At 52.0% G+C, this 20302-nt stretch carries 12 protein-coding genes and 1 pseudogene; 1 reads left to right on the top strand and 12 read right to left on the bottom strand.

Going from position 1 to position 20302, the window contains the following annotated elements; all coding sequences use genetic code 11:
• Positions 1 to 10: 10 nt before the first annotated feature.
• From WFJ73_RS15135 to WFJ73_RS15090, 10 genes and pseudogenes are all read right to left on the bottom strand, one after another.
• Entirely contained in the window at positions 11 to 652 is a 642-nt protein-coding gene (locus WFJ73_RS15135; protein ID WP_336773858.1) for a class I SAM-dependent DNA methyltransferase, read from the bottom strand.
• 162 nt (positions 653 to 814) lie between these two features.
• Positions 815 to 1464: pseudogene (locus WFJ73_RS15130) on the bottom strand (glycerophosphodiester phosphodiesterase family protein).
• 142 nt (positions 1465 to 1606) lie between these two features.
• Positions 1607 to 3889 (bottom strand): beta-glucosidase family protein, encoded by a 2283-nt coding sequence (locus WFJ73_RS15125; protein ID WP_336773857.1) that lies wholly within the window; start codon positions 3887 to 3889, stop codon positions 1607 to 1609.
• Positions 3890 to 3926: 37 nt separating this feature from the next.
• Positions 3927 to 5174 (bottom strand): PTS sugar transporter subunit IIC, encoded by a 1248-nt coding sequence (locus WFJ73_RS15120; RefSeq protein ID WP_336773856.1) that lies wholly within the window; start codon positions 5172 to 5174, stop codon positions 3927 to 3929.
• A 205-nt stretch (positions 5175 to 5379) separates the two neighbouring features.
• Entirely contained in the window at positions 5380 to 7884 is a 2505-nt protein-coding gene (locus WFJ73_RS15115) for a GH39 family glycosyl hydrolase (RefSeq protein WP_336773855.1), read from the bottom strand.
• A 60-nt stretch (positions 7885 to 7944) separates the two neighbouring features.
• The gene (locus WFJ73_RS15110; RefSeq protein ID WP_336773854.1) at positions 7945 to 8991 is read right to left on the bottom strand and encodes an S-layer homology domain-containing protein; all 1047 of its coding nucleotides are present in this window, start codon (positions 8989 to 8991) and stop codon (positions 7945 to 7947) included.
• Between the two features lie 66 nt (positions 8992 to 9057).
• On the bottom strand, positions 9058 to 13569 hold the full coding sequence (locus WFJ73_RS15105) for a glycoside hydrolase family 3 C-terminal domain-containing protein (protein ID WP_336773853.1): 4512 nt from the start codon (positions 13567 to 13569) through the stop codon (positions 9058 to 9060).
• 248 nt (positions 13570 to 13817) lie between these two features.
• Positions 13818 to 15020 carry an MFS transporter gene (locus WFJ73_RS15100; protein WP_336773852.1) on the bottom strand — a complete coding sequence of 401 codons (1203 nt, stop codon included), beginning with the start codon at positions 15018 to 15020 and terminating at the stop codon, positions 13818 to 13820.
• Positions 15021 to 15092: 72 nt separating this feature from the next.
• Positions 15093 to 15692, bottom strand: a complete 600-nt coding sequence (locus WFJ73_RS15095; RefSeq protein WP_336773851.1) for a TetR/AcrR family transcriptional regulator — start codon at positions 15690 to 15692, stop codon at positions 15093 to 15095.
• 131 nt (positions 15693 to 15823) lie between these two features.
• Entirely contained in the window at positions 15824 to 16768 is a 945-nt protein-coding gene (locus tag WFJ73_RS15090; RefSeq protein WP_336773850.1) for a glycoside hydrolase family 43 protein, read from the bottom strand.
• 310 nt (positions 16769 to 17078) lie between these two features.
• Here WFJ73_RS15090 and WFJ73_RS15085 point away from each other — a divergent pair, with 310 nt between their 5' ends.
• Positions 17079 to 18620 carry an acetamidase/formamidase family protein gene (locus WFJ73_RS15085; RefSeq protein WP_336773849.1) on the top strand — a complete coding sequence of 514 codons (1542 nt, stop codon included), beginning with the start codon at positions 17079 to 17081 and terminating at the stop codon, positions 18618 to 18620.
• Positions 18621 to 18693: 73 nt separating this feature from the next.
• Here WFJ73_RS15085 and WFJ73_RS15080 read toward each other — a convergent pair whose 3' ends face one another.
• On the bottom strand, positions 18694 to 19140 hold the full coding sequence (locus WFJ73_RS15080; protein ID WP_336773848.1) for an Lrp/AsnC family transcriptional regulator: 447 nt from the start codon (positions 19138 to 19140) through the stop codon (positions 18694 to 18696).
• A 100-nt stretch (positions 19141 to 19240) separates the two neighbouring features.
• Positions 19241 to 20260 carry a cation diffusion facilitator family transporter gene (locus tag WFJ73_RS15075; RefSeq protein ID WP_442955952.1) on the bottom strand — a complete coding sequence of 340 codons (1020 nt, stop codon included), beginning with the start codon at positions 20258 to 20260 and terminating at the stop codon, positions 19241 to 19243.
• Positions 20261 to 20302 lie beyond the last annotated feature (42 nt).

Here is a 20302-nt window from a genome sequence, read left to right as displayed (position 1 = left end):
TGCAATCGATTCAGGCCAGCTTGACGGCTTCCAGCATCCAGACATAACGGTTGAGCCGGGTGAAGCTGACCATAAAACCGTGATTCGTAAACAGCTTATTCAAGACATCGAGAGAGGTATAATACTCTGTGCGCAAATCCTGATATAAATTTAGAAATCCCGCTTTAAGGGCAGATTGTTCAATTTCATTACGCTCTTCCGTGCTTGCAAAGGATGTATCCGCAAACACCACGCGCCCGCCTGGTTCAAGTAACTGGCTATAAAGGGCAATTGCCTGGTCTTTCTCCGTATCCGTCAAATGGTGAAAAGCATAAGTGCTCACAATTGCGTCTATCCGCTCCGGCAGCTCCGGAAACTCCAGAAAATCTCCGTCCAGAAGCCGGATCGGCAGCTCACGCTTCGACACCTCCCGGCGCATGCCTTCCGAGGGCTCAATACCGTACACCTTATCGCTCCGCTTGAGCAATTTCTCCGTCAAATTGCCCGTGCCTACCCCAAACTCTACAATCGTACCGCTAACCCTCTCCGCTACCGCTTCAAGGATGCGGTCATAGCCCGCAAATACTTCCCTATACTCCACATCTTCCCCGGCAACCGTCCGATCATAAGATTCCGACCATTCGTCAAACAGCGCTGTAAACTCTCTGCCCATCTGTACGCATGCCCCTCTCGTGCTGCCACAATGTGTTGCTTGCTATCAGGATATGTAGCCGGGCTCAACTTGTTCTCCTTTTTCCAACCTTATTAATCGGATTTAGTCAAAAAAAAGAAACAGCCTTGCTCAAGTAACGAACAAAGCTGTTTATCATCCCCTTTACCGGTTATATCGGGGAGCAATCCGGTCAATCCGGTTCGTCCAGATGACATCCGAATATCCATCTGGCAGGCGCTTCAAGTCTTCCACCGTATCAAAACCGCTGGAAAATTCGCTGCCATCGCCGCCAACGATTACGACGCGATTATCCGCTTTTTCCATGCGATCCAAAAACTTTTCTGGCCATCCCCATAAGAACGGGGCGATTTTCTCCGGAATATGTACTTCCGTATGGCTGCATGCCGAAGGCACATACCCAGTCCATCCAACGGCGAGATAAGGGATCAGGCATTTCTGGCGTTAGTACGACATTCCAGAGTCCAATCATGAAACACCGCAAACTGGTCATCCTTCGTGATATGTACGTCGAACTCAACGATATCGGCCCCGGCTTCGAAAGCGGCTTCCATTGAGGCAATCGTATTTTCCAAGTACGGATATTCCGGCTCGTAGATTCGCTCCGCCGTACAAGTATCATTTTGAATACCCACCATCGTAAAAGTCTGCGCCATTCCGCGATCAGCAAGCAGCAAAGGCTCGCCGCCCGGCGATTTGGCGAAATACGTTGTATTGTTTAAAAAAACGAGCACGATTACAAGCGCGATGACAATAAATGCTTTACTCTTCAATATCCTGACCATTCTCATCATAAAAGACGCCTTCTTCCCACATGCAACTAACGTCATTGTGCCAAGGCGCCCAGAACTTTTCAATGATGGCTTGGTTATATTTAAATGACTTGCTGTAAAAAAAGAAGACCGCATCGCCATAAACGGCAATGCGGCTCTTCCTTTACTTGCTTCCGAGCGCCATGCGCTCCCCTTCGATCTGTCCGATCAGCTCTTCAATCACTTCATTTGGAGAACGTTCGCCAAGCCAGCTCTGGCCAAACATCTGAATCAGCTTTACGACGGGGAAGTCGTCCCAGAAGCCGACAAATTCGTCGTTCAGCTGAATTTTGTCCACGATATTCGCGTTCATCTCGTCGAGAAAACGCTCGAGCACCGTTTTCGCCACAGGATCATTCAGCCAATCGATAAACAAGCTAAATTGATGGAAGGTTGCTTTCTCTTCGCCAAAGTCGCAATGCAGACGTCCACGCAGACGGATATCCCGCGACGAGCTGCCAACGGAGATCAGGAAGTACCCGGTCTCGGCCACCCATTTGCCGAATTTCGTGTTGTAGTAAGCAAAATCACGTTCCTCCAGCACAAAAGATACTTCCTTTACCTCGCCCGGCGCCAGCTCAATCTTGGCAAAAGCTTTTAGTTCCTTCTCTGGCCGTGTCCACTTACATTCCTCGTCATGAACGTACAGCTGCACCACTTCCTTACCGGACACAGAACCGGTATTGGCTACCGTAAACGTTACCGCTACTTGGCCGTCCGGCTGCTGAACGGTCTTCAGACCGGAGTAACCAAAGGAAGTGTACGACAGGCCGTGACCAAACGGGAACTCCGGCGCCAGCTCTTTTTTATCGTAATACCGGTACCCGATAAACAGGCCTTCCCGGTAATGCAGCTTGCCGTTCTCGCCGCGGATCCGCATATGGGACGGGTTGTCCGACAGCTTCACGGGGAACGTCTCCGACAACTTGCCGGATGGATTCGCTGCGCCAAACAAAATATCGGCGACCGCTTTTCCGCTGCCTTGACCGCTAAGCCAGGAATGAATAACGCCAGGAACCTGCTGCACCCAAGCCCGCATCGCCAAAGCGCTGCCGCTGCTGGTTACCACGATACAGCGGGGCTGAACCGCAGCTACAGCTTGAATCAGCTTCACCTGATGAACGGGCAGCTCAATGCCTTTCAAATCATGCATTTCCGATTCCGCGAATTCAGGCTGGCCCACGAATAGGATAGCTGCTTCGGAAGCTGCCGCAATCGCTACGCTTTCCGCGATAAGACGGTCATCTATAACATCTTCCTGAGGATAGCCGTCGGCATAAGACAGCTTGACCGAAGATCCGGCAAGCGACTCAAGCTCGTTATACGGAATATCTACGCGTGTTGGCGTAACGTTCGCGCTGCCGGCGCCTTGAATTCTCGGCTGCTTCGCAAACCGGCCGATTACCGCGACGCTGCCAAGCGTTTCCCGGTCCAGCGGAAGAATGCCGTTATCGTTTTTCAGCAGCACGATGCTTTCCGCAGCGGCTTTGCGCGCAAGCTCATGATAGTCTGCTGCTTCGGCTGCCTGCTCCGAGCCCGCGGTTGTTTTCGCGACCAGATCAAGAATGCGGCGAACGCTGCTATCCAATACCGCTTCCTCCAGCGAGCCCTTTTTGACCGCTTCAACGATCGCTTTCGCATTATAATCCGCAGGTCCCGGCATCTCGAGATCGAGACTCGCCTTGAGGCCGCGAAGCCGGTCATTAACGGCTGTCCAGTCGGAGATGACTACCCCGTCGTAACCCCACTCCCGGCGCAAAATATCATGCAGCAGATGCTCGTTCTCGCTTGCATACGAACCGTTAAGCAGATTGTAGGAGCACATGAGCGTCCAAGGCTTCGCCTTCTCGACGATCCGCTCGAACGCGCTGAGATAAATTTCCCGCAGCGTCCGCTCGTCTACTTCGGAGCTCGTAACCATCTTCTCGAACTCCTGATTGTTGCAGGCAAAATGCTTCACCGACGCGCCGACGCCTTCGCTTTGCAGACCGTTAATAAAGGAGGCTCCAAGCTCCCCGGACAAGCAAGGATCTTCGGAGTAATATTCGAAGTTTCGGCCGCCAAGGGGCGTGCGCTTCATGTTAATGCCAGGGCCCAGCAGAAGCTCAACGCCCATCGACCGGCCTTCCTTGCCGAGCGCAACGCCAACCTCATGCAGCAGCTCCGTGCTCCAGGACGAACCGATAGCCGAGCCTGTCGGATAACAGGTGGCCGGAATGTTTTGCCCGGTAACTCCCATCTCTTCGTCGCTGTTCGTTTTACGGATGCCGTTTGTGCCGTCGTACATATGAATCGCGGGGATGCCGAGGCGTTCGATGCCTTTCGTCATCCACATATTTGAGCCTGCAACAAGGGAAGCTTTTTCTTCCAAGGTCAATAAAGACAATAATTCCGCTGATGTTTTCATGAGTAGAAAACCTCCTTTTCTTGCTGTGCAAATTTGTTTAAACGTTTGGAGCCTCTTCCGTTTGCTGCTCTTTCTTCAGCTCCTGCAGATCGTAAACCTTATAGAACGGGAACCAGATAATAAACATGATTATCAAGACAAAGGCGAGCAGAATTAACCCGTTGAAGCCGGAGATCAGGTAAGTGGACAAGCCAAGCGGCGTATACCAAAGCTGGAATACCTGTGCCGGAATATCGGCCAGTCCCCAATCAAGCGCCAAATAGACGATGACCGGAATAACGATGCCGTTGATCCACATCGGAACCATCAGAATCGGGTTGAAGGCAACAGGCGCACCGTACACAACCGGCTCGTTAATGTTGAAGAGCGAAGGCACGATGGTTGCTTTGCCGATGGATTTCAGCTTTTGCGACTTGGCGAACAGGAACAGCACGACAAGCGGCAGCGTTGCGCCGAGGCCACCCACGCCTACCCAGCCGGAGAAAAACGTTTCGAACGTATTGATGTTGATCGGATCGAGACCTTTGGCAACCAGCGCGGCATTCTCCTCGATAGCCGGGAACCAGATAGCATACCAGAGCGGCGACATGACCCACGGGCTCACGCCAAACGAAAAGAGGACAACCCCGATAAAGTTGAACAGAACGAAGCCAAGCAGGCTTTGGCTGATCGCGTTAAGCGGATCGAACACCGAGACGATCATTTCGAAAATATCGAAGTGCAGCTGATAGATCAGCACCCAGCCAATCGCGAGCAACAAAGCAATCGGAACCAGAAAATCAAACCACTCGACGATAAAATCCGGCAGCTTCGTATCCTTCTTGAATAACGAGAAGCGGTGGAACAAATTCATGACCGCGGCTACGCCAACTCCAACGAGCAGCGCGGTAATCATGCCGGACGGGCCAAACCGCTCCAGAATGAACTTAATCGTCCCGTCATCGCCGATGGTTGGCTTAAGCAGCATCAGGAACAGCGATATGCCCGTTGCGCCGGCAATCAGCTTGATGTTGTGGCGTTCTTTCTTCTGCATGACGAAATAAGGCGTAAGAAAGGCAATAAATATACCGATCAGTCCAAAGCTGAAAGTCGTAAATGGCGTCAAATCCGGCATGCCCGGGATGTAATTATTCAGAATCGAAATGAGCGTCACGAGCGAGCCGATAAAGATCATAGGCAGGATTACCATAATTGCGGACTGGATTGAGTCTACCCAAATATTTTTGGTGAAGGCCTCTACCTTCGGAGCGAACCTCTTGGTCATCCAATTCATGAACCGGTCCATCTCTGTCTCCCCCTTGCGTTGTAGTCGGTCTATGAAACCGCTTTATTAGTATAAAATCAATCCATACCGCTTTCGCGTTCTTATTTGCCGGGATCAGGTCTGTTTCTTGCCGTATCCCCTTCGTTACTCCCAGCTTGTTCTCCGGAGGCCTTCCGTATACGACAAAAAACACCCCCGGGTAATCCCCGGGGGCGTAATTAGCACCTTATCCATACTGCTTCTCCAGTATAATCAGCTGAACCCCATGCGGTGGCACAACCGCCTCTTCCGCATAACCTTCACTGAGCTTCAGCCTGTCCGTCCGCATATCCGGCCCGCTTCTGCTATGCAGGTACTTCAGCTCTTCCTCCGTCGGAAAAGCCGGCGAGCCTAGTCGAATCCATTCGTCGAATACCGAGCCATGCTCCCGGTCCAGCACATGCCGGGTCCGCTTGTAGCTGCCCGACAAGCCTTCCAGGGCAATCCGGAACCGCTTATGCCCCTTCTCCTCAAAGACCGAATACCGGTTCAGCTCGGTTAAGCCGGTCCTGTCACCGCTCGCGTATAGCGAATCAACATGAACGTAATGGTACAGCAAGATTTGCACGTCTTCATTCTCGTTCCGAGTGACGATATAGCCATCCCCTTGCGCGATAATCCGGCTGCCCAGTCTAGATAGCAGTCGGAACGCGTAATAGCCGGGCTTTCGCAGCCCTTCCCGGTTGATAAGCCCAAATCCGCCATAAAACATCGATGGCAGCACTTGGCTTTCCTCGAATACGTCCGTAAACGACCAATAAGCAATGGAATCCACCGCTCCCGATGTCGCCAGCGCATGATGAATAATAAACGGCGCCATAAACATCGTATCATGCAGCAAATTGCGGTCATACAGCGAGAAGTTCCATTCCGTAATATGAAGCTCTGGCGTATGCGGCTGACCGTAGCCGATCTTCTCCTTCAGCAAGTTGATGCTGTCCAAAAAATAAGAAGGCGGCATAATGGTCGTCAGCTTGCCGATCTCTTTCTTCTGGAACGGATACTCGGAATAAACATGGAACGAGAAAAAGTTGAGCGGCACTTGCCGGTCGCGGCAATACGCGATAAACTGCTCCGCCCAGCTGTCGTTCCATAACGAGCCGTAGCCTAGCGCCGGCCCTCCTACGGTAAGTTCCGGCGAGACGGACTTGATCGTATTTGCCGTCGCTTCATAGAACGCGAAATACTCTTCCTTCGTCCCCGACCAGCAGACATCGGTTAAATCCGGTTCGTTCCACACCTCGAAATACCACTTCTTCACTTCCGCAAGTCCATAACGGTTCACGCAATGCCTGACGAATTCGCGGACAAGTCCGTTCCACTTCTCCTGATCCGCCGGCGGAGAGATGCCTCCCTTCCACCAGAAGATCGTTTCGTTCGAACGGCGCAGCAGAGCAGGCATAAAGCTGAGCTCGACAAAAATATGAATGCCCGACTGCAGCAGGAAATCGTACAGCTTATCTACATAAGCCCAGTTATAGACAGGCTTGCCGTCCTCATCCTCCGAATACACCATCATCTCGTCGTTAAAGATGCCGTGAAACCGAATATGGGTGAACGGAAACTCCCCCTGCATGCCGGCAAACTGCCGGCGCCAATCCTCCCGCAGCCCTTCCACCGCGCGGCCGGCGGTTGTGACCCGGTTCCAATGCTTGAGGAAAACTTCTTCACGGATGCCGGCATCTGCCTGAACGTCGACCACAACCCGCATATCGGAAGGCAAATCATGCTCTACCGGAGGACTGCCTTCCCTGTCGTTCAAATACCGGTACAAGGACTCCATCGCCGAGATCGTATCCGTCTCGTAGTAGTCGCCGCTTGACGACTCTTCCGTCGTCAGCGGCTTTCTAGCCGGGTCCGGCATCTTGGCGTTTGCGAGAGTATCCCGGTAAGAGCCCGGCGTGCTTCCGTATTTCCCTTTGAAGTATTGGTTGAACAGCTTCACGTTCGCAAAGCCGCAATCCAGCGCAATTTGCGTAATGCTTTTATCCGTATCGGATAGCTGCGCTGCCGCTTTCTCCAGACGGATAAGCGTCAAATACTTTTGAAACGGAATGCCGATTTTATCGCTGAAAAAATGCGAAAAATAATGAAGGCTGAGGTGCTCCTGGTCGGCAATCGTCTGAAGCGTGATTTTCTCGTTATAATGCTTGTCTACGTATTGGATTATGCGGTTAAGCCGCATATAGTCATAGTCTTTTCCTTTTTCCTGCGGTCCGACGCCGGTTCCCGCCGTGAAATAACGGGTCAGGTGGCCGATCAGCGTCTGCAGGCTTCCCATGGAATAATTGCGGTGACCGGGCCCTTTCTTGTTCGACTCCCAGACCATCCGGGCAAGACAACGGCGAAGCCGGTCATAGCGGTACCGGTTGTACTCCGTCTGGCTCATGGAATTGCAGTCAAACAAGGTCCCTTCGTCATCCAGAAGCTCCGGACCAAACTGCAGCGTCAGCAGGACATTGTCCAGGTTCGTGCGTTCAAGCTTATGCACGGACATGCTGTTGATCGCGATAATATCATCCTCGGCCAAGCGGTATTGCCGCTGGTCGACGTAGACGGTAACGGCGCCCTGGAGGACATAGATCAGCTCAATCTCTTTATGCCAATGAAAACGGATGTCCTTTACGCTGTTCACAAACAGCCGGACCGGCAAATCGTCCTGGGTCTCGACAAACTCGTAGTGGTAACGCATCTTCCGTTCCCCTTTCCGCTATTATTATGGGACAAAGGGGAACGGAAAATCAATGCGCCGTTATTTCCGCTCATCCACCATTCTTAAGATCAACGTTACCGCTTCCGCCCGGTTGGCCGAATCCTCAGGAACAAATTTGTTGTTGCCCCGTCCGTTTACGAGGCCTGCTTTTACGGCCGCGGCTACAACATCCTTCGCCCATGAAGGAATGCTTGCGGCATCCGCGAATGCAAGCTGCCCAGTCTGCGCCGTATCCAGCTTAAGAGCACGCACGACGATAACCGTCATCTCCGCCCGCGTAATCGGAAGATCCGGACGGAAGGTCCCGTCCTCGAAGCCCTTGATCCAGCCCGCGGAAACTCCGCTTGCGATAGAAGGCTTCGCCCAATTGCCTATTCTTTCATTATCTTTGAAATCGGTGCCTTGCTGCTCCGCTACTGGCAGCTCCAAAGCCCGCGCCAGCATCGTTACGAACTCCGCCCGGGTAACCTGCTTGAGCGGTTTAAACGTTCCGTCCGGATAACCGTTCACAAAGCCCATCTGGGCAGCCCGCGTAATGGCATCCCTCGCCCAGAAGCCTGCCGCAACATCCGTAAACTCTCTGCTGGCATTCACAACAAAAACCTGAACCGATTTATCGGGCGTTTGCTTCTCCGAAGTCAGATCCGTACGGACAAGCTTAACCGATTCAATCTTGACGGATGCTTTGCCCGCCGATAGGCCGCCAAAGGTAAACGCGGCCAGCGCTTTTGACCCTTCCGAGCCTGTAGCGGAGCCTACTTTCGTATAAGCAAACGTCACTTTGTTACCGGATTTAATCGGAGAGATGGCAAAGCCGTTTTGTTCTGCCGCACTGTTTTTGGGCAGCAGGTTATTTGCGGATTGTAAGGAAAGCTTGGTTGTATCGTATGAAAGAACAATCTCGTAACCGTACACGTTTTGCAGCTCGCTCGCTTTTACTGTTACGGTTAACGCCTTATTCACGCCAACACTTGTCTGGTCGGCGCTAATTTCGTAAGAAGCCGCAGCGGCAGACACTACAGCAGCAGGCAAACCGGCAAGCAACATTCCTAATACCAACGTCGAGAGGAACCATTTCCGCAGCATCCTTCTTCTCCCCCATAAAAGCAGGAGAAGGGACTCTCCCTCCTCCTGCTTGCCTATGATTTTTAATTAAGCTTGCAGAATTTTTTGCGCAATGATAACAAGATCGGAAATATCGATAACGCCGTCATTATTGAGGTCCATCCGCTTAATGGAGCTCCAGTCCGCGGACTCGGAAGTTTTGCCGTAATTGACGGATACTTGAGCAAGGTCAAGCACGCTGATTCTGTTGTCTCCGTTGACGTCGCCGACAACCTGCGTTATAACAAGCTGCTTGAACGCTTGAAGCGCCGTATGAAGCGCCGCTACCGCGTCTTGTACCTGCTGCTCGGTTGGCGCTCCGGCGGCAACGGTTGCCGCTGCGTCAATGGCTGCTTGCAGGGTAGCTTTGGATCCGGCCGGATATTGGCCAACAGCCGTACCTTCAACCGCCGCATCATGGAAGGCTTGCGCTTCGGTGATGATATCCAGCAAGGCTTGCGTATTCACGTACAGAATTTGAACGCTCAAGGCATCGCCCGCTTCAGCCGTAATCTCGGTTGCGGCATCGGAGAATTCCGCGCTCGCGATAGCAAACACCGCCGCCCTATTGCCCGATACCTGCTTGGCTTTCATATTCAGCTTGATCACGTCGCCGGCAGCCGTCACCGCATGATCCGGTCCTTCGCTTACGACCAGGACGCGCACGATGCCTGGTTCATCCGTATTTGTGCCAACAATGCTGACTCCGTCTACCAGCGATTCCGCGCTTAGGAATTCTACGGCACTGGAATCGTAGCTGATCCGGATATCCTGTGCCAGAAGCGGAACGGATACGTGGTTTAAGCCAACCGTCAGGCTGAACGGAGCATTGGAATAGACCTGACTCGCACCCGTAATGGATGCCGTGAGGACACCCGCATGATGAACGGCCAGAGTGTTGGTCACCGCAATTGCCGTATTATTCGCATCGGTTACCGTAATCGTAACGGTATACGGGCTGGCAGCATTGCTTCCTTCGGCAGGCGTACCCGTAATTTTGCCCGCGGCAGGATCGAAGGAAAGTCCGTCAGGCAGCCCGGTTACGCTCCATGCGTAAGGTTTGGTTCCGCCAATTGCGCTTAGATTCAACTGTTGTTCATAAGGAGTTCCTACCTCCGCACCTGGAAGCACCGCATTCGCTGCCGGGGAGCTGATGGTCAACTCGTTCTCTGTAACCTGCAAAGTATCAATCCGGATATCCGGCGAATCAAACACCACATAAACCGTATGAAGACCGGCCGGTGCGTGATCAATCGCCGCTTCCACCTCCGCAAAGCCAAGCTCGCGTACCGTCTGATCCGCCGCGGTTGGCATTGTATACGTGGATACGGAGGTAACGGGAACTTCAATAGTTGCAAAAGGCTCATTCGCCGGCGAATCCGCGCGAAGCGTAATATGACCGCCGCTGCCGTTGCTTGCAACGCTGGCAACCAGCTTTTGGGCGCCCGTAAAATCGGTCTTAGGCAGAGCTACCCAAGCTCCTTGCTTCTTCGAATTAACGGTGTAGTATTCGCCAGCGATCTTATCTTCGCTGAGGCTAGCCACCGTCCGGGCTTTGGAAGCTTCCGAATACGCCACATTGCTGGACGCGAATGCATGGTCAAAAACGTTAAACTTATTTACCGCCGAGAGCGATGCAAGCTGGTCGCCTCCGATTGCGATATTGCCCGTAAAGCGGATATCGTCCGAAGAATGACCCACCATCAGGGAATACGAGCCATCCTCTACGATGTAATCGCCTTTGTTCACATCCCAGATCGCAAGATCCTTAGGATCGACGTTCAAGGTAACGACCTTGTGCTCGCCTGCCGTAAGGGATACCTTCTCATAGCCGATAAGCTTCTTCTGAGGAGCTTCGGCTCCGTAAGCAGAGCCGTTTTTCCGGGCATACAGCTGCACGACCTCGGAAGTTGCGATGCTGCCCTCGTTTGTAATCTCTACGGATACGTTAAACGGAGAAGTGCTGCTTGCGCTTGATGGAGCCGAAAAATCCTTGTACGTAAAGTCCGCATAACCCAAGCCATAGCCAAACGGGTAAGTAACAGGCGCCGAAGTATACATATACGTCAGCTTTGTTTCTACCGGATCGGCATTCGACATATCCACGGTGTAACGCGGATCGATCTGGCTAAGCGTTGTTGCGCTGCCTTCCGGAATCGAGTATTTATCGATTGCAGGCAAAGCCGACATATCCGCGTACCAGGTAGAAGTCAATCTGCCGGTTGGCGCATAGTCGCCGTACAGCACATCGGTAAGCCCTTGCGCGTCGAATTCGCCGGAATAAGGCTGTTCCACAATTGCCGATACGTTAGGGTCATTCTGAATTTCTTCCATAATGACCGGCGAGCTGGCTAGCAGAACGACGATTGTTTTCTTGTTCTTGGCTGCGAAAGCCGCGGCAACATTTTTCACCAGCTTGTAGTCGTTGGCACCTAAGTAAAGGTCTGCCCGGTCATTGCCTTCCGCCGCGCTGTTGCTTGGATGCGCGCCAATAAATACGAGAGCATAATCCTGGGTGTCCGCCAAAGCTGCCGCATCCGCGCCGGCTTCCTTGACCGTTGTTTTCTCAAACTTGGCATCCGTGCCGCGCGAGTTATAGTTCGCGAGATTGCCGATTGCCGCAGCTCCCGTAGCAATCTTTCCGTCCGCTGCCGTAGTGACATAACGGCCGCTGTATACGCCGGTCTGGAATGCCAAGCCGCCGGAAATGATCGAGACGGAATTGTCCGAATTGCCTTCGATGCGCAGCTTAGCCGGAATCGTGCTGTTATTGCTGACCGACGTCAGGTTGGACCAATCCGAACCCGTCAGCAGCAGGTTTGCCGTTGCCGTATTGCCAACTGCCGCATTATTCGTTGTTGGCGCGGTAACCCAGCGGCTGTTTTCCTTGGAGAGAAGGCTTGCCGCCTGCTGGCCCCAATCATAGACCTCGAACAGCTGAGCGTTGGTGAAGGTATTATCAGATGTCGAATAGTCCGCCGATAATTGCCCCCCTGCCGCCGTTCCGGCAGTCACGTATTTGCCGTTAACCTTCGACTTCAGCGCGATCACTTCGCCGCCCGTATTGAACTGCACCTTGGATGCGCCAATCGTCTTCAGAATGGTGAACAACGGCGTTTTGCCGGCAGCCGGAAGGCTTGGCGTACTTGCCGAATATTGGGCTTTCATGCGCATATCCGCGTATGCTCCAACAACCGCTGCTTTTTTCGTTTTATCGAGCGGCAGCGCGCCGTCCGTATTTTTCAGCAGTACAACCGTTTCCCTTGCGGCCTGCTGAGCTACTTCCTGATGGGCCTCAGTGCTGAAGCTTGTAAGGCTCGACGATACATCCTTCGCCTGGCTGGCGAACGGATAATATTTAGGAAAGCCGTTTGCGTCCGTTTCGTTAAAAATCCCCGCGCGGACCAGCTGATTCACAAGCGGTCTGCCCGCATCCCGCACATCCTGCAGCGTGATGCCGTATAAGCCGTCTTTTACCGCGTTGGCAAGCGTTACGACATCCGTCTTATCCGTGCCGGAGGCGCGGACGGATTCCGAATGACCGAGCACCATAAGCGCCAGCGCATGCTTGCGGTCGAGCGTATACTGCGTGTCGTAGCCATTGCCGAAGCTTGTGTTGTACAGATGCTGTTCCCCGTTAAAGTCCGGCGACGAGTACATGCCGTAGCGCGCAACATTATCGCCCAGAATCATATAAGGAGAAATAATATTCGGAATGCCGTTTGTGCGTCCGAAGGAAGTCATAATACCCGATACGGAACCGGACTCCAGCCCTTTGAACGCGGACGGGGTCTGGTATTCGTAAATCGCCCTTGCTCCCGCCGCGGTGCTGGAGGACTGCCGGAACCATTCCGCATTGTACATGGAGAAGTGCTTCGTCCCCACGATAGCCCGAATCCAAAAACCGTTGTCGCTTTCGTTCTGGTCCGTGCCAGACAGCCCCGCCGCCATATTGTCAATCATCGTTGCCGACAGATAAGGGTCTTCCCCGTATCCTTCCGGGAAACGTCCGTTCAGCGGGTTAATGCGCAAATCCGACAAGGCGGTAAAAGCGATCGGCTTGGATGCATTCGAACCGTTATGAATATTGGCCGTGCCTTGCTTAACGTTGTTCTGGCTTATTTTCTCGCTGCCCATCACTTGCCCGACCTGCGTCAGCAGCTCCTTGTTCCAGGATTGGCCTAGGCCTACGAGAGCGGGAAAATCGGTCGATACGCCGTATACGTTATCCGCCGCCGCGATGCCGCCCGGCACCGTCTTGCCTTTGACCGGATTATCGTCCATCACAAACGTGTAGTTATCGCGGATGCCCGTTGCATATAAAGCGGCACCTTCAAGGCCGACGTAGTTAAAATAAGTATCCACAAAAGCGTCCAGGTGAGAAGGCACTCCGTCAAACAAAGGCATTCCGTCAAAGATGCCTCCTACCTGCGTATGAAAGGTTAATGCATCCGCCGATGCCTTGCTAGGAAGGATCTGTACCACACCGCTGAACATAAGCGTGCCGGCTAACAACAATGAAGCCGTCTTTCTTCTTTTTATCCCCTTCGAACTGTCCATGCTGACACCATCCTATTCATCCCAATGAATTGATTGTGACTGACGGAGGCTGCTGGCGAAGCTTGAAACGGTTAGCCCTCCCCCTCTCGGCTGAACTTGTCGACACCTAAAGTGTAAACGCTTACCAAACTGCGGGTAAGCGCCTCTTTTTTTGGGATAAGTTCCTATTTTTTTTGATAATGTCGTTAAAATAAAAAAGCTGACATCGGTTAAAAAAAACCGACATCAGCTGATTGAGCCCTCCCCGATTACGTCCGGGCCTCCTGCAAGGCGCGTTTTCTATCGCTTAACGTCAAAACGAAGCATAGAAGGAGAACGACGCAAGCAAGCGTGTAAGGGTAATTAATATCCACATCGAACAGGAATCCGGCGATGATTGGGCCGGCAATATTGCCAAGGCTCGTAAAGGCCGAATTCAAGCCCGCCACATAGCCCTGCTGGTCCTTCGCCACCATCGACATTTGGGTACTGATCGCCGGGCGCAATATATCGATCGCGAGGAAGATAATAAACGTCACCGCAAACACCATCCAGAACTTGTGAACAAAGAGCGTCAGTACGATAAACAATCCGGCAAACAAAAGACATATGGAGATGACCCGCCGCTCGCCAAACGTCCTCAGAATCCAACTGAAAATCGTGACTTGAACGACCGCTCCGGCAATGGAACCAAACGTAATAATAAAGGCGATATCCTTCGGCTCATAGCCGAATTTATGGTCGACGAACAATCCGAATACCGTCTCGAAATTCGCCAGTCCAAACGACATGACAAAAACGATAATCAAGGCCAGGAAATACGGCTCGCGATACGAATAACGGAGCTGCGTGAGAAAGCCGCGTTGTTCCTTCCCGGATACCAAGGTTTCCGTTGCCTCATCCTGTACGGGCTTCGACTCCGGAAGAATGATCAGGTTGATGACGGCTGCAAGGACACCCGCCACGCCGGCAGCGTAAAACGGCGCCCGTATGCCGAACTCGGCAATGTAACCGCCAATGCCGGGACCGATAATAAAGCCGGTCGTAATGGCCGCATTAATAAAGCCCATGCCCGAAGCCCGCTCTTCCTTCGTCGTAATATCCGCCGCGTAAGCCATAACGGCCGGCATAATCATAGCGGCGCTAATCCCGCCAAGCAGCCTGGATACGAACAATAATACCGAGGATTCCGCGAACCCGAACATCGCCTCGGAGACGGCGAACACAAGCATGCCGATAACGATCATCCTTTTCCTGCCGAATTTGTCAGACAACCGTCCGGCAAGCGGCGAGAATAGGAGCTGCGTCAGCGAGAACGCCGCCACGAGCAAGCCGACAATCCCTCCCGTAATGCCAAGTGTCTCCATAAATTTCGGCATAATCGGGATAACAAGCCCGATCCCCGTGAACACTAGCAATAAATTAAACATCAGGATAAGCAGCGCACCCCGATTTTTAAGCAATAAAGTCATTGTATGATTCCCCCGATTTCCAAGCTGTTCGAATACTGAATATTCATTCTAGATTATTGCAGAAAAAAAGGCCTAGCGGGCCGGTGTGGCAATGCCGTGCAAAAACACGTCCATAGCCAGCCGGTAAGCCGCCAGAGCTTCCTCCCGTTCCATTGTTCGCGTGTGCTGATTCAGGCCGTACATCAGACTGTCCAAAATAATCGCAAGTCCGGTCACATTCGAGGATTGGAATTCGCCGCTGTCGATTCCCCGCTGCAGCAAATCCCGGTTAAAGTCAATATAACCCTTTACCATCTCGTTAATGCGCTCTTCGACTTCCGGATTTTTCTCCGCATTGTTGAAGAACTCGTCAACGGCTTTGGTAAGCGGATGATTCAGCTGATCATGCGCAAGATGCTCGGCCATGCCGTACAGCTTATCGATGGTGGTCTTGTACTGCGGCTCCTTCGCCAGCCAAGTCTCCTCCCACTCCGTGTTCCAATCGTCGATCAGATGCAGGAACAGTCCTTCCTTGCTTTTGAAATGATAATAGATATTACCGGCGCTGCAGCCTGTCGCTTTGACGATATCTTCGATGGAGGTTGCTTTATAGCCCTTCTGCACGAACAAATTCCGCGCCGCATCCGCTATCTTTCTCTTCGTCTGCTCGGTTTGCTGCTGCTTCTTATTCACACCCGACTCACCTGCCTTGAACTCCCGAATTCGATACTGAACGTTTATTCAGTATTGTAATGGATTGAGAATATAAAGGCAACTCCAACAAAAAAAGCTTAGCATGGATGGCTCCATGCTAAGCTTTTCTCTTATTGTCCGGGCGTGCCCCAGGCTTTCACTAACGCCTCGTATTCGGCGCCGGTCAGATTCAGGAACGATCCATGCCTCTTCTTCGCAGCCCCTAGGTTATACTCATCCGGATTCAGAATACGGAACTGCCCGCTGGACAAGTCTTTCGTAATAAGCGGCAGATACCCCTTGCCGGCTGCATACTGATCGACCATTAGGCACCATTCGTTTCGGTCGTTGAACTTGAATACTTCGGGCCCTTCCACTCCAAACAGCTCGTCCAAAACAGGCGAATGCAATTCCCGGAACGAGGAAGCGGATAAGGAATCGCTGCTCTCAACCGTTATGCATTTGGTAGTCTCGTCCTTCGAATAACGGTAATACGTGCTTCCTTCCCGGATAATCGTCGTATCGATCACGTGATTGCCGCGCTCGATATATTTTTCCGGCTTCGTGAAGGAAACAAAGTCTTTCGTCCGGGAGCTGTAAATAATCTGCTTAGGCTCCAGATTGTCTTCTTTTGTCATCGAAGCCCAGAAAATCAGATGCTCACCCGCTTCCTCGTCGAAGATCGTCTCCGGCGCCCAAACGCAGCCCGCATCCGGAAGATCAATCTCCACGCTTCTCTCCTTCGACCAATTCACAAGATCCGCGGATTCCCAGACGATAATCGACCGGCTGCCGCGATGCTGCGCCGTATCCCAGCCTTTGTCATTCGCAATGCGGAGATCCGTCGCAATGATATAAAACTTGTTATCAAGCGGAGAGCGGATAATAAACGGGTCCCGCACACCCTTCTCGCCTATGCCGGATTGCAATACCGGCTGGCTGTCATTCAGATCATTCCAATGGAGCCCGTCCCGGCTGACCGAAAAATACACCTGCTCGCCATTCTCATGCTCGCCGGTAAAATGCACAAACAGATAAGCCTCGTAGGGCTGATTCTTTCCTTGTTCTGCTGACATGAACTAGTCCTCCTTAAAGCATAAAGCTCTTGCTTCAATTATCCGGTACTAGAGGCGGCTTGATAAGCCCTTATTATGCTATGAACTGACCTATTGTGCTTTATTTCTCGCCTCCATAACGATTAGGAATTTTTCTTGCTCGCAGACAGAAGATTAACTTTTTAAACGTTAAAACAATAATTGCTTAATTTATCAAACTTAAAATAGACGAAAACTTTATATTGTTAATCCCATATTCTTCTGCTATACTCAGTCTCACTAACATGTTAGGAAAACTTACACAAAAGAAAACAAAAAGGGAGAAATGTGCATGAGAAACCGTTTTTCATGGAAGGTTGGTACAGCTATATCTGCTTTAATGGTGTTCAGTTCGCCAGTTTATGTTGCAAATGCTGACACGAAGCCATTGCCAAAGACGCATTACCTTGCCGCAAATTCAGAAAATGTATGCTGGGGCAATATCGGGAAAGGGGATCCGGTCCTTACCGTGAACTCCGGCGATATCGTAACGGTCGAGGCTATTACCCATCATTCCGGCGATGATTACGAGAGAATGATTGAAGGCGATGCGGGCGTGGAGGATATTTTCCACTGGGATCAAGTCGAGAAGAACGAAGCGCTGCGCGGACCCGGCGTACATATTATGACCGGACCAATCGCGGTTGAAGGAGCGGAACCCGGCGACGTGCTGGAAGTAAAAATACTGGATATGAAGCTCCGTCCGAACGGCAATGAGAAGTACGCAGGCAAAACCTTTGGCGTCAACGCTGCCGCCAACTGGGGCTACTTGTACGGAGATATGGCGGAAGAACCAAAGAAACGGGAAGTGGTCACGATCTATGAGATGAGCTCGGACGGCGTTACCGATTATGCTACGGCGCTGTACAGCTTCAAATGGACGCCGCAGACCGATCCCGACGGCAAGGTGCATCCAACCATCGATTATCCGGGCGTTATTGTCGACCATCATACCGTCGAAGAAAACTTCAATGTGCTGGAAGGCGTTAAGGTTCCGGTCAGACTCCATTTCGGCACGATGGGCGTTGCGCCGAAAGAAGCAGACGTTGTTGACTCCGTCCCTCCATCCTACTTCGGCGGCAATGTGGACGACTGGCGCGTAACGGAAGGCGCAACGATGTATTACCCGGTATCCGTTCCCGGCGCCCTTCTGCAGGTTGGCGATCCGCATGCCGGCCAAGGAGATGCTGAAATTAACGGAACGGCCATCGAGACATCCGTGACCGGCGACATCCAAGTGATTTTGCATAAGAAAGCGGATTTGAACAAAAAGCTGAACAATCTCAGCTACCCGCTCCTTGAGAACGAGAATGAATGGGTCGTACACGGCTTCAGCTACGCAAACTACCTGGCAGAGCTCGGAGAAAATGCCCAGAAGGACATCTACAACAATTCCTCTATCGACAAGGCCATGAAGGACGCCGCGTTTAAAACAAAGGATTTTCTGATGAAAGGAATGGATCTGACGGAGGATGAAGCCTACTCCCTAATGTCCGTGTCCACCGACTTTGGGATTACGCAGGTCGTTGACGGCAACTGGGGCGTTCACGCCGTTATTACAAAAGGTCAGTTCGGCGAATCGGAACAGAAGACTTTAGGGCTGCGAAGCGCCTTTGAAAGCTTTGGAGCCAAGGTCGGCTGGAATACGCCAACGCAAACCGTAACGATCAGCTATAACGGCAATACCCTGTCCATGACAATCGGCCAAACAACCGCAACCTATAACGGTGAAAAGATTAAGCTGACCGCTCCCGTACAGCTGTCAGGCGGCAAAGCAGTCATCAGCGATTATTCCGCAAGCTTCTATCAATCCAAGCTGTCCAAAACCAATTAAGCCATCATCTTATTCTACTCAGCAAAAAAGAACCGCCGGGCTGCCACCCGGCGGTTCTTCCTGTCACGGCAGCTTAAATATTAAGGCCGTCCTGATTCTTATGGCGCTTGAGCAGAATCTGATTCTCAACGCGCAGTATCCCTTTTAGCGAATAGATCGACTCGTGCATGAACCGGTCCACCTCGTCCATATCCTCCACCAGATAATGAACGTGAAGCAGGCAAGGACCGGTCATCTCATAGAGAACAACCACGCGCTCGTTGGCCTTGAGCGACTCCAGAATCTCGTCCAGATGCGCAGGCTCAACCTCCAGCTCCAGGTAGGCGGATATCTTCTTTCCCAATTTTTCCGCGTTGATGACAATCGAGAACTGCTCGATAATGCCCTGATTCACAAGCCTGTCGATCCGTTCCTTCACCGCAACCCCCGACAGCCCTACTTCCTTGGCCAGATCGGTATATGAAATCCGGCTGTTCTGCGACAGCATCTGCAAAATATGATTATCGATGGAATCTAGCATGCCTTCACCTCTTTGACGTTATTGTAACAGATCGAACTTACCTATCTCCAGAGAGGAGCATAGAAAAAGGCGCTGCCCCTGGGACAGCACCTTCCATTGTTTATACGCCAGCCTCTTGCGGCTGCCAGTTGCGGACTCCGTTATCTTCGATAATGCCTATCGTAACGTCTGCGATTGCCGGATCAAGCAAGAGCGTATCTCTCACCTTGAACTTGATATCATCGGCTTCCGCAAGCGTCATCCCCCGCTTCAGCTCGATTAGACCTTCAACGTGGTAATAGCGGCCTTCCTGCAAAATTCGCATCGAATAAATATCGGTTACTTCCCCATGGGAGAAAATCAACTGCGCAACCTTCTCTTCGACTTCGCGCGGCGCAGCCACGCCAATCAGGCCAACCATGTTATCGTAGCCTACGCGGAACGCTACCGCCACCATAAGAAGCCCGATCAATATAGTCGACACGCCATCCAGCAGCGTAAAGCTGGTAAGCGAGGTGACAACGACGGCAATCAGCGCAAGAAACGCACCGGTCGTAGCAACCAAATCTTCATAAAATACGAGACGCGTCGGAGGTGCAGCCCGTCCGACATTTTTGAACGCCGCCGCAACAATGGCAAAACCTTTCGCCTCCGAACGCGATTCATGAACAATTTCTTTCATCGCTTTATGTAAAACAAAACCGTCAACGCCAATGGAAATAAGCAGGATAATAAAGTTTATCCAGAAGCCATGCGATTCCGACGGGTGGGCCAACAAGTGAAAGCCCTCTCTGATCGTTTCGTAAGCCATAACCGTAACGACAATAACCGCAATCATGCAAAACAGGTTAATTACCCGGCCGAATCCGGTCGGAAATCTAGGCGTCGGCTTTTTCTCGGCAAGCACGCTGCCCGCAAATACAAAGCCCTGGTTCACCGCATCCGCTATGGAGTGCATGGTGGACGCAAACATCGCGCCGCTTCCCGTCATCACCGCAGCTACGCCTTTTACGATGGCCACTGCCGTATTCCCGACTGCCGCCGTTGCCGAAGACGTATTCCCTTTTTTCAATAAACTCCAAAAACTGTCCTTATTCCTGTCCGATTCCACTTTGCAAAGTTCCCTCCATCGTTTACTCATCTTCCTAGTATAGGTAAAATTACTTTACTACAATACGATCTT

This window comes from Paenibacillus sp. MMO-58, assembly GCF_037146255.1.
Lineage (GTDB): Bacteria > Bacillota > Bacilli > Paenibacillales > Paenibacillaceae > Pristimantibacillus.
This window is presented reverse-complemented; position numbering and strand designations above follow the sequence as displayed.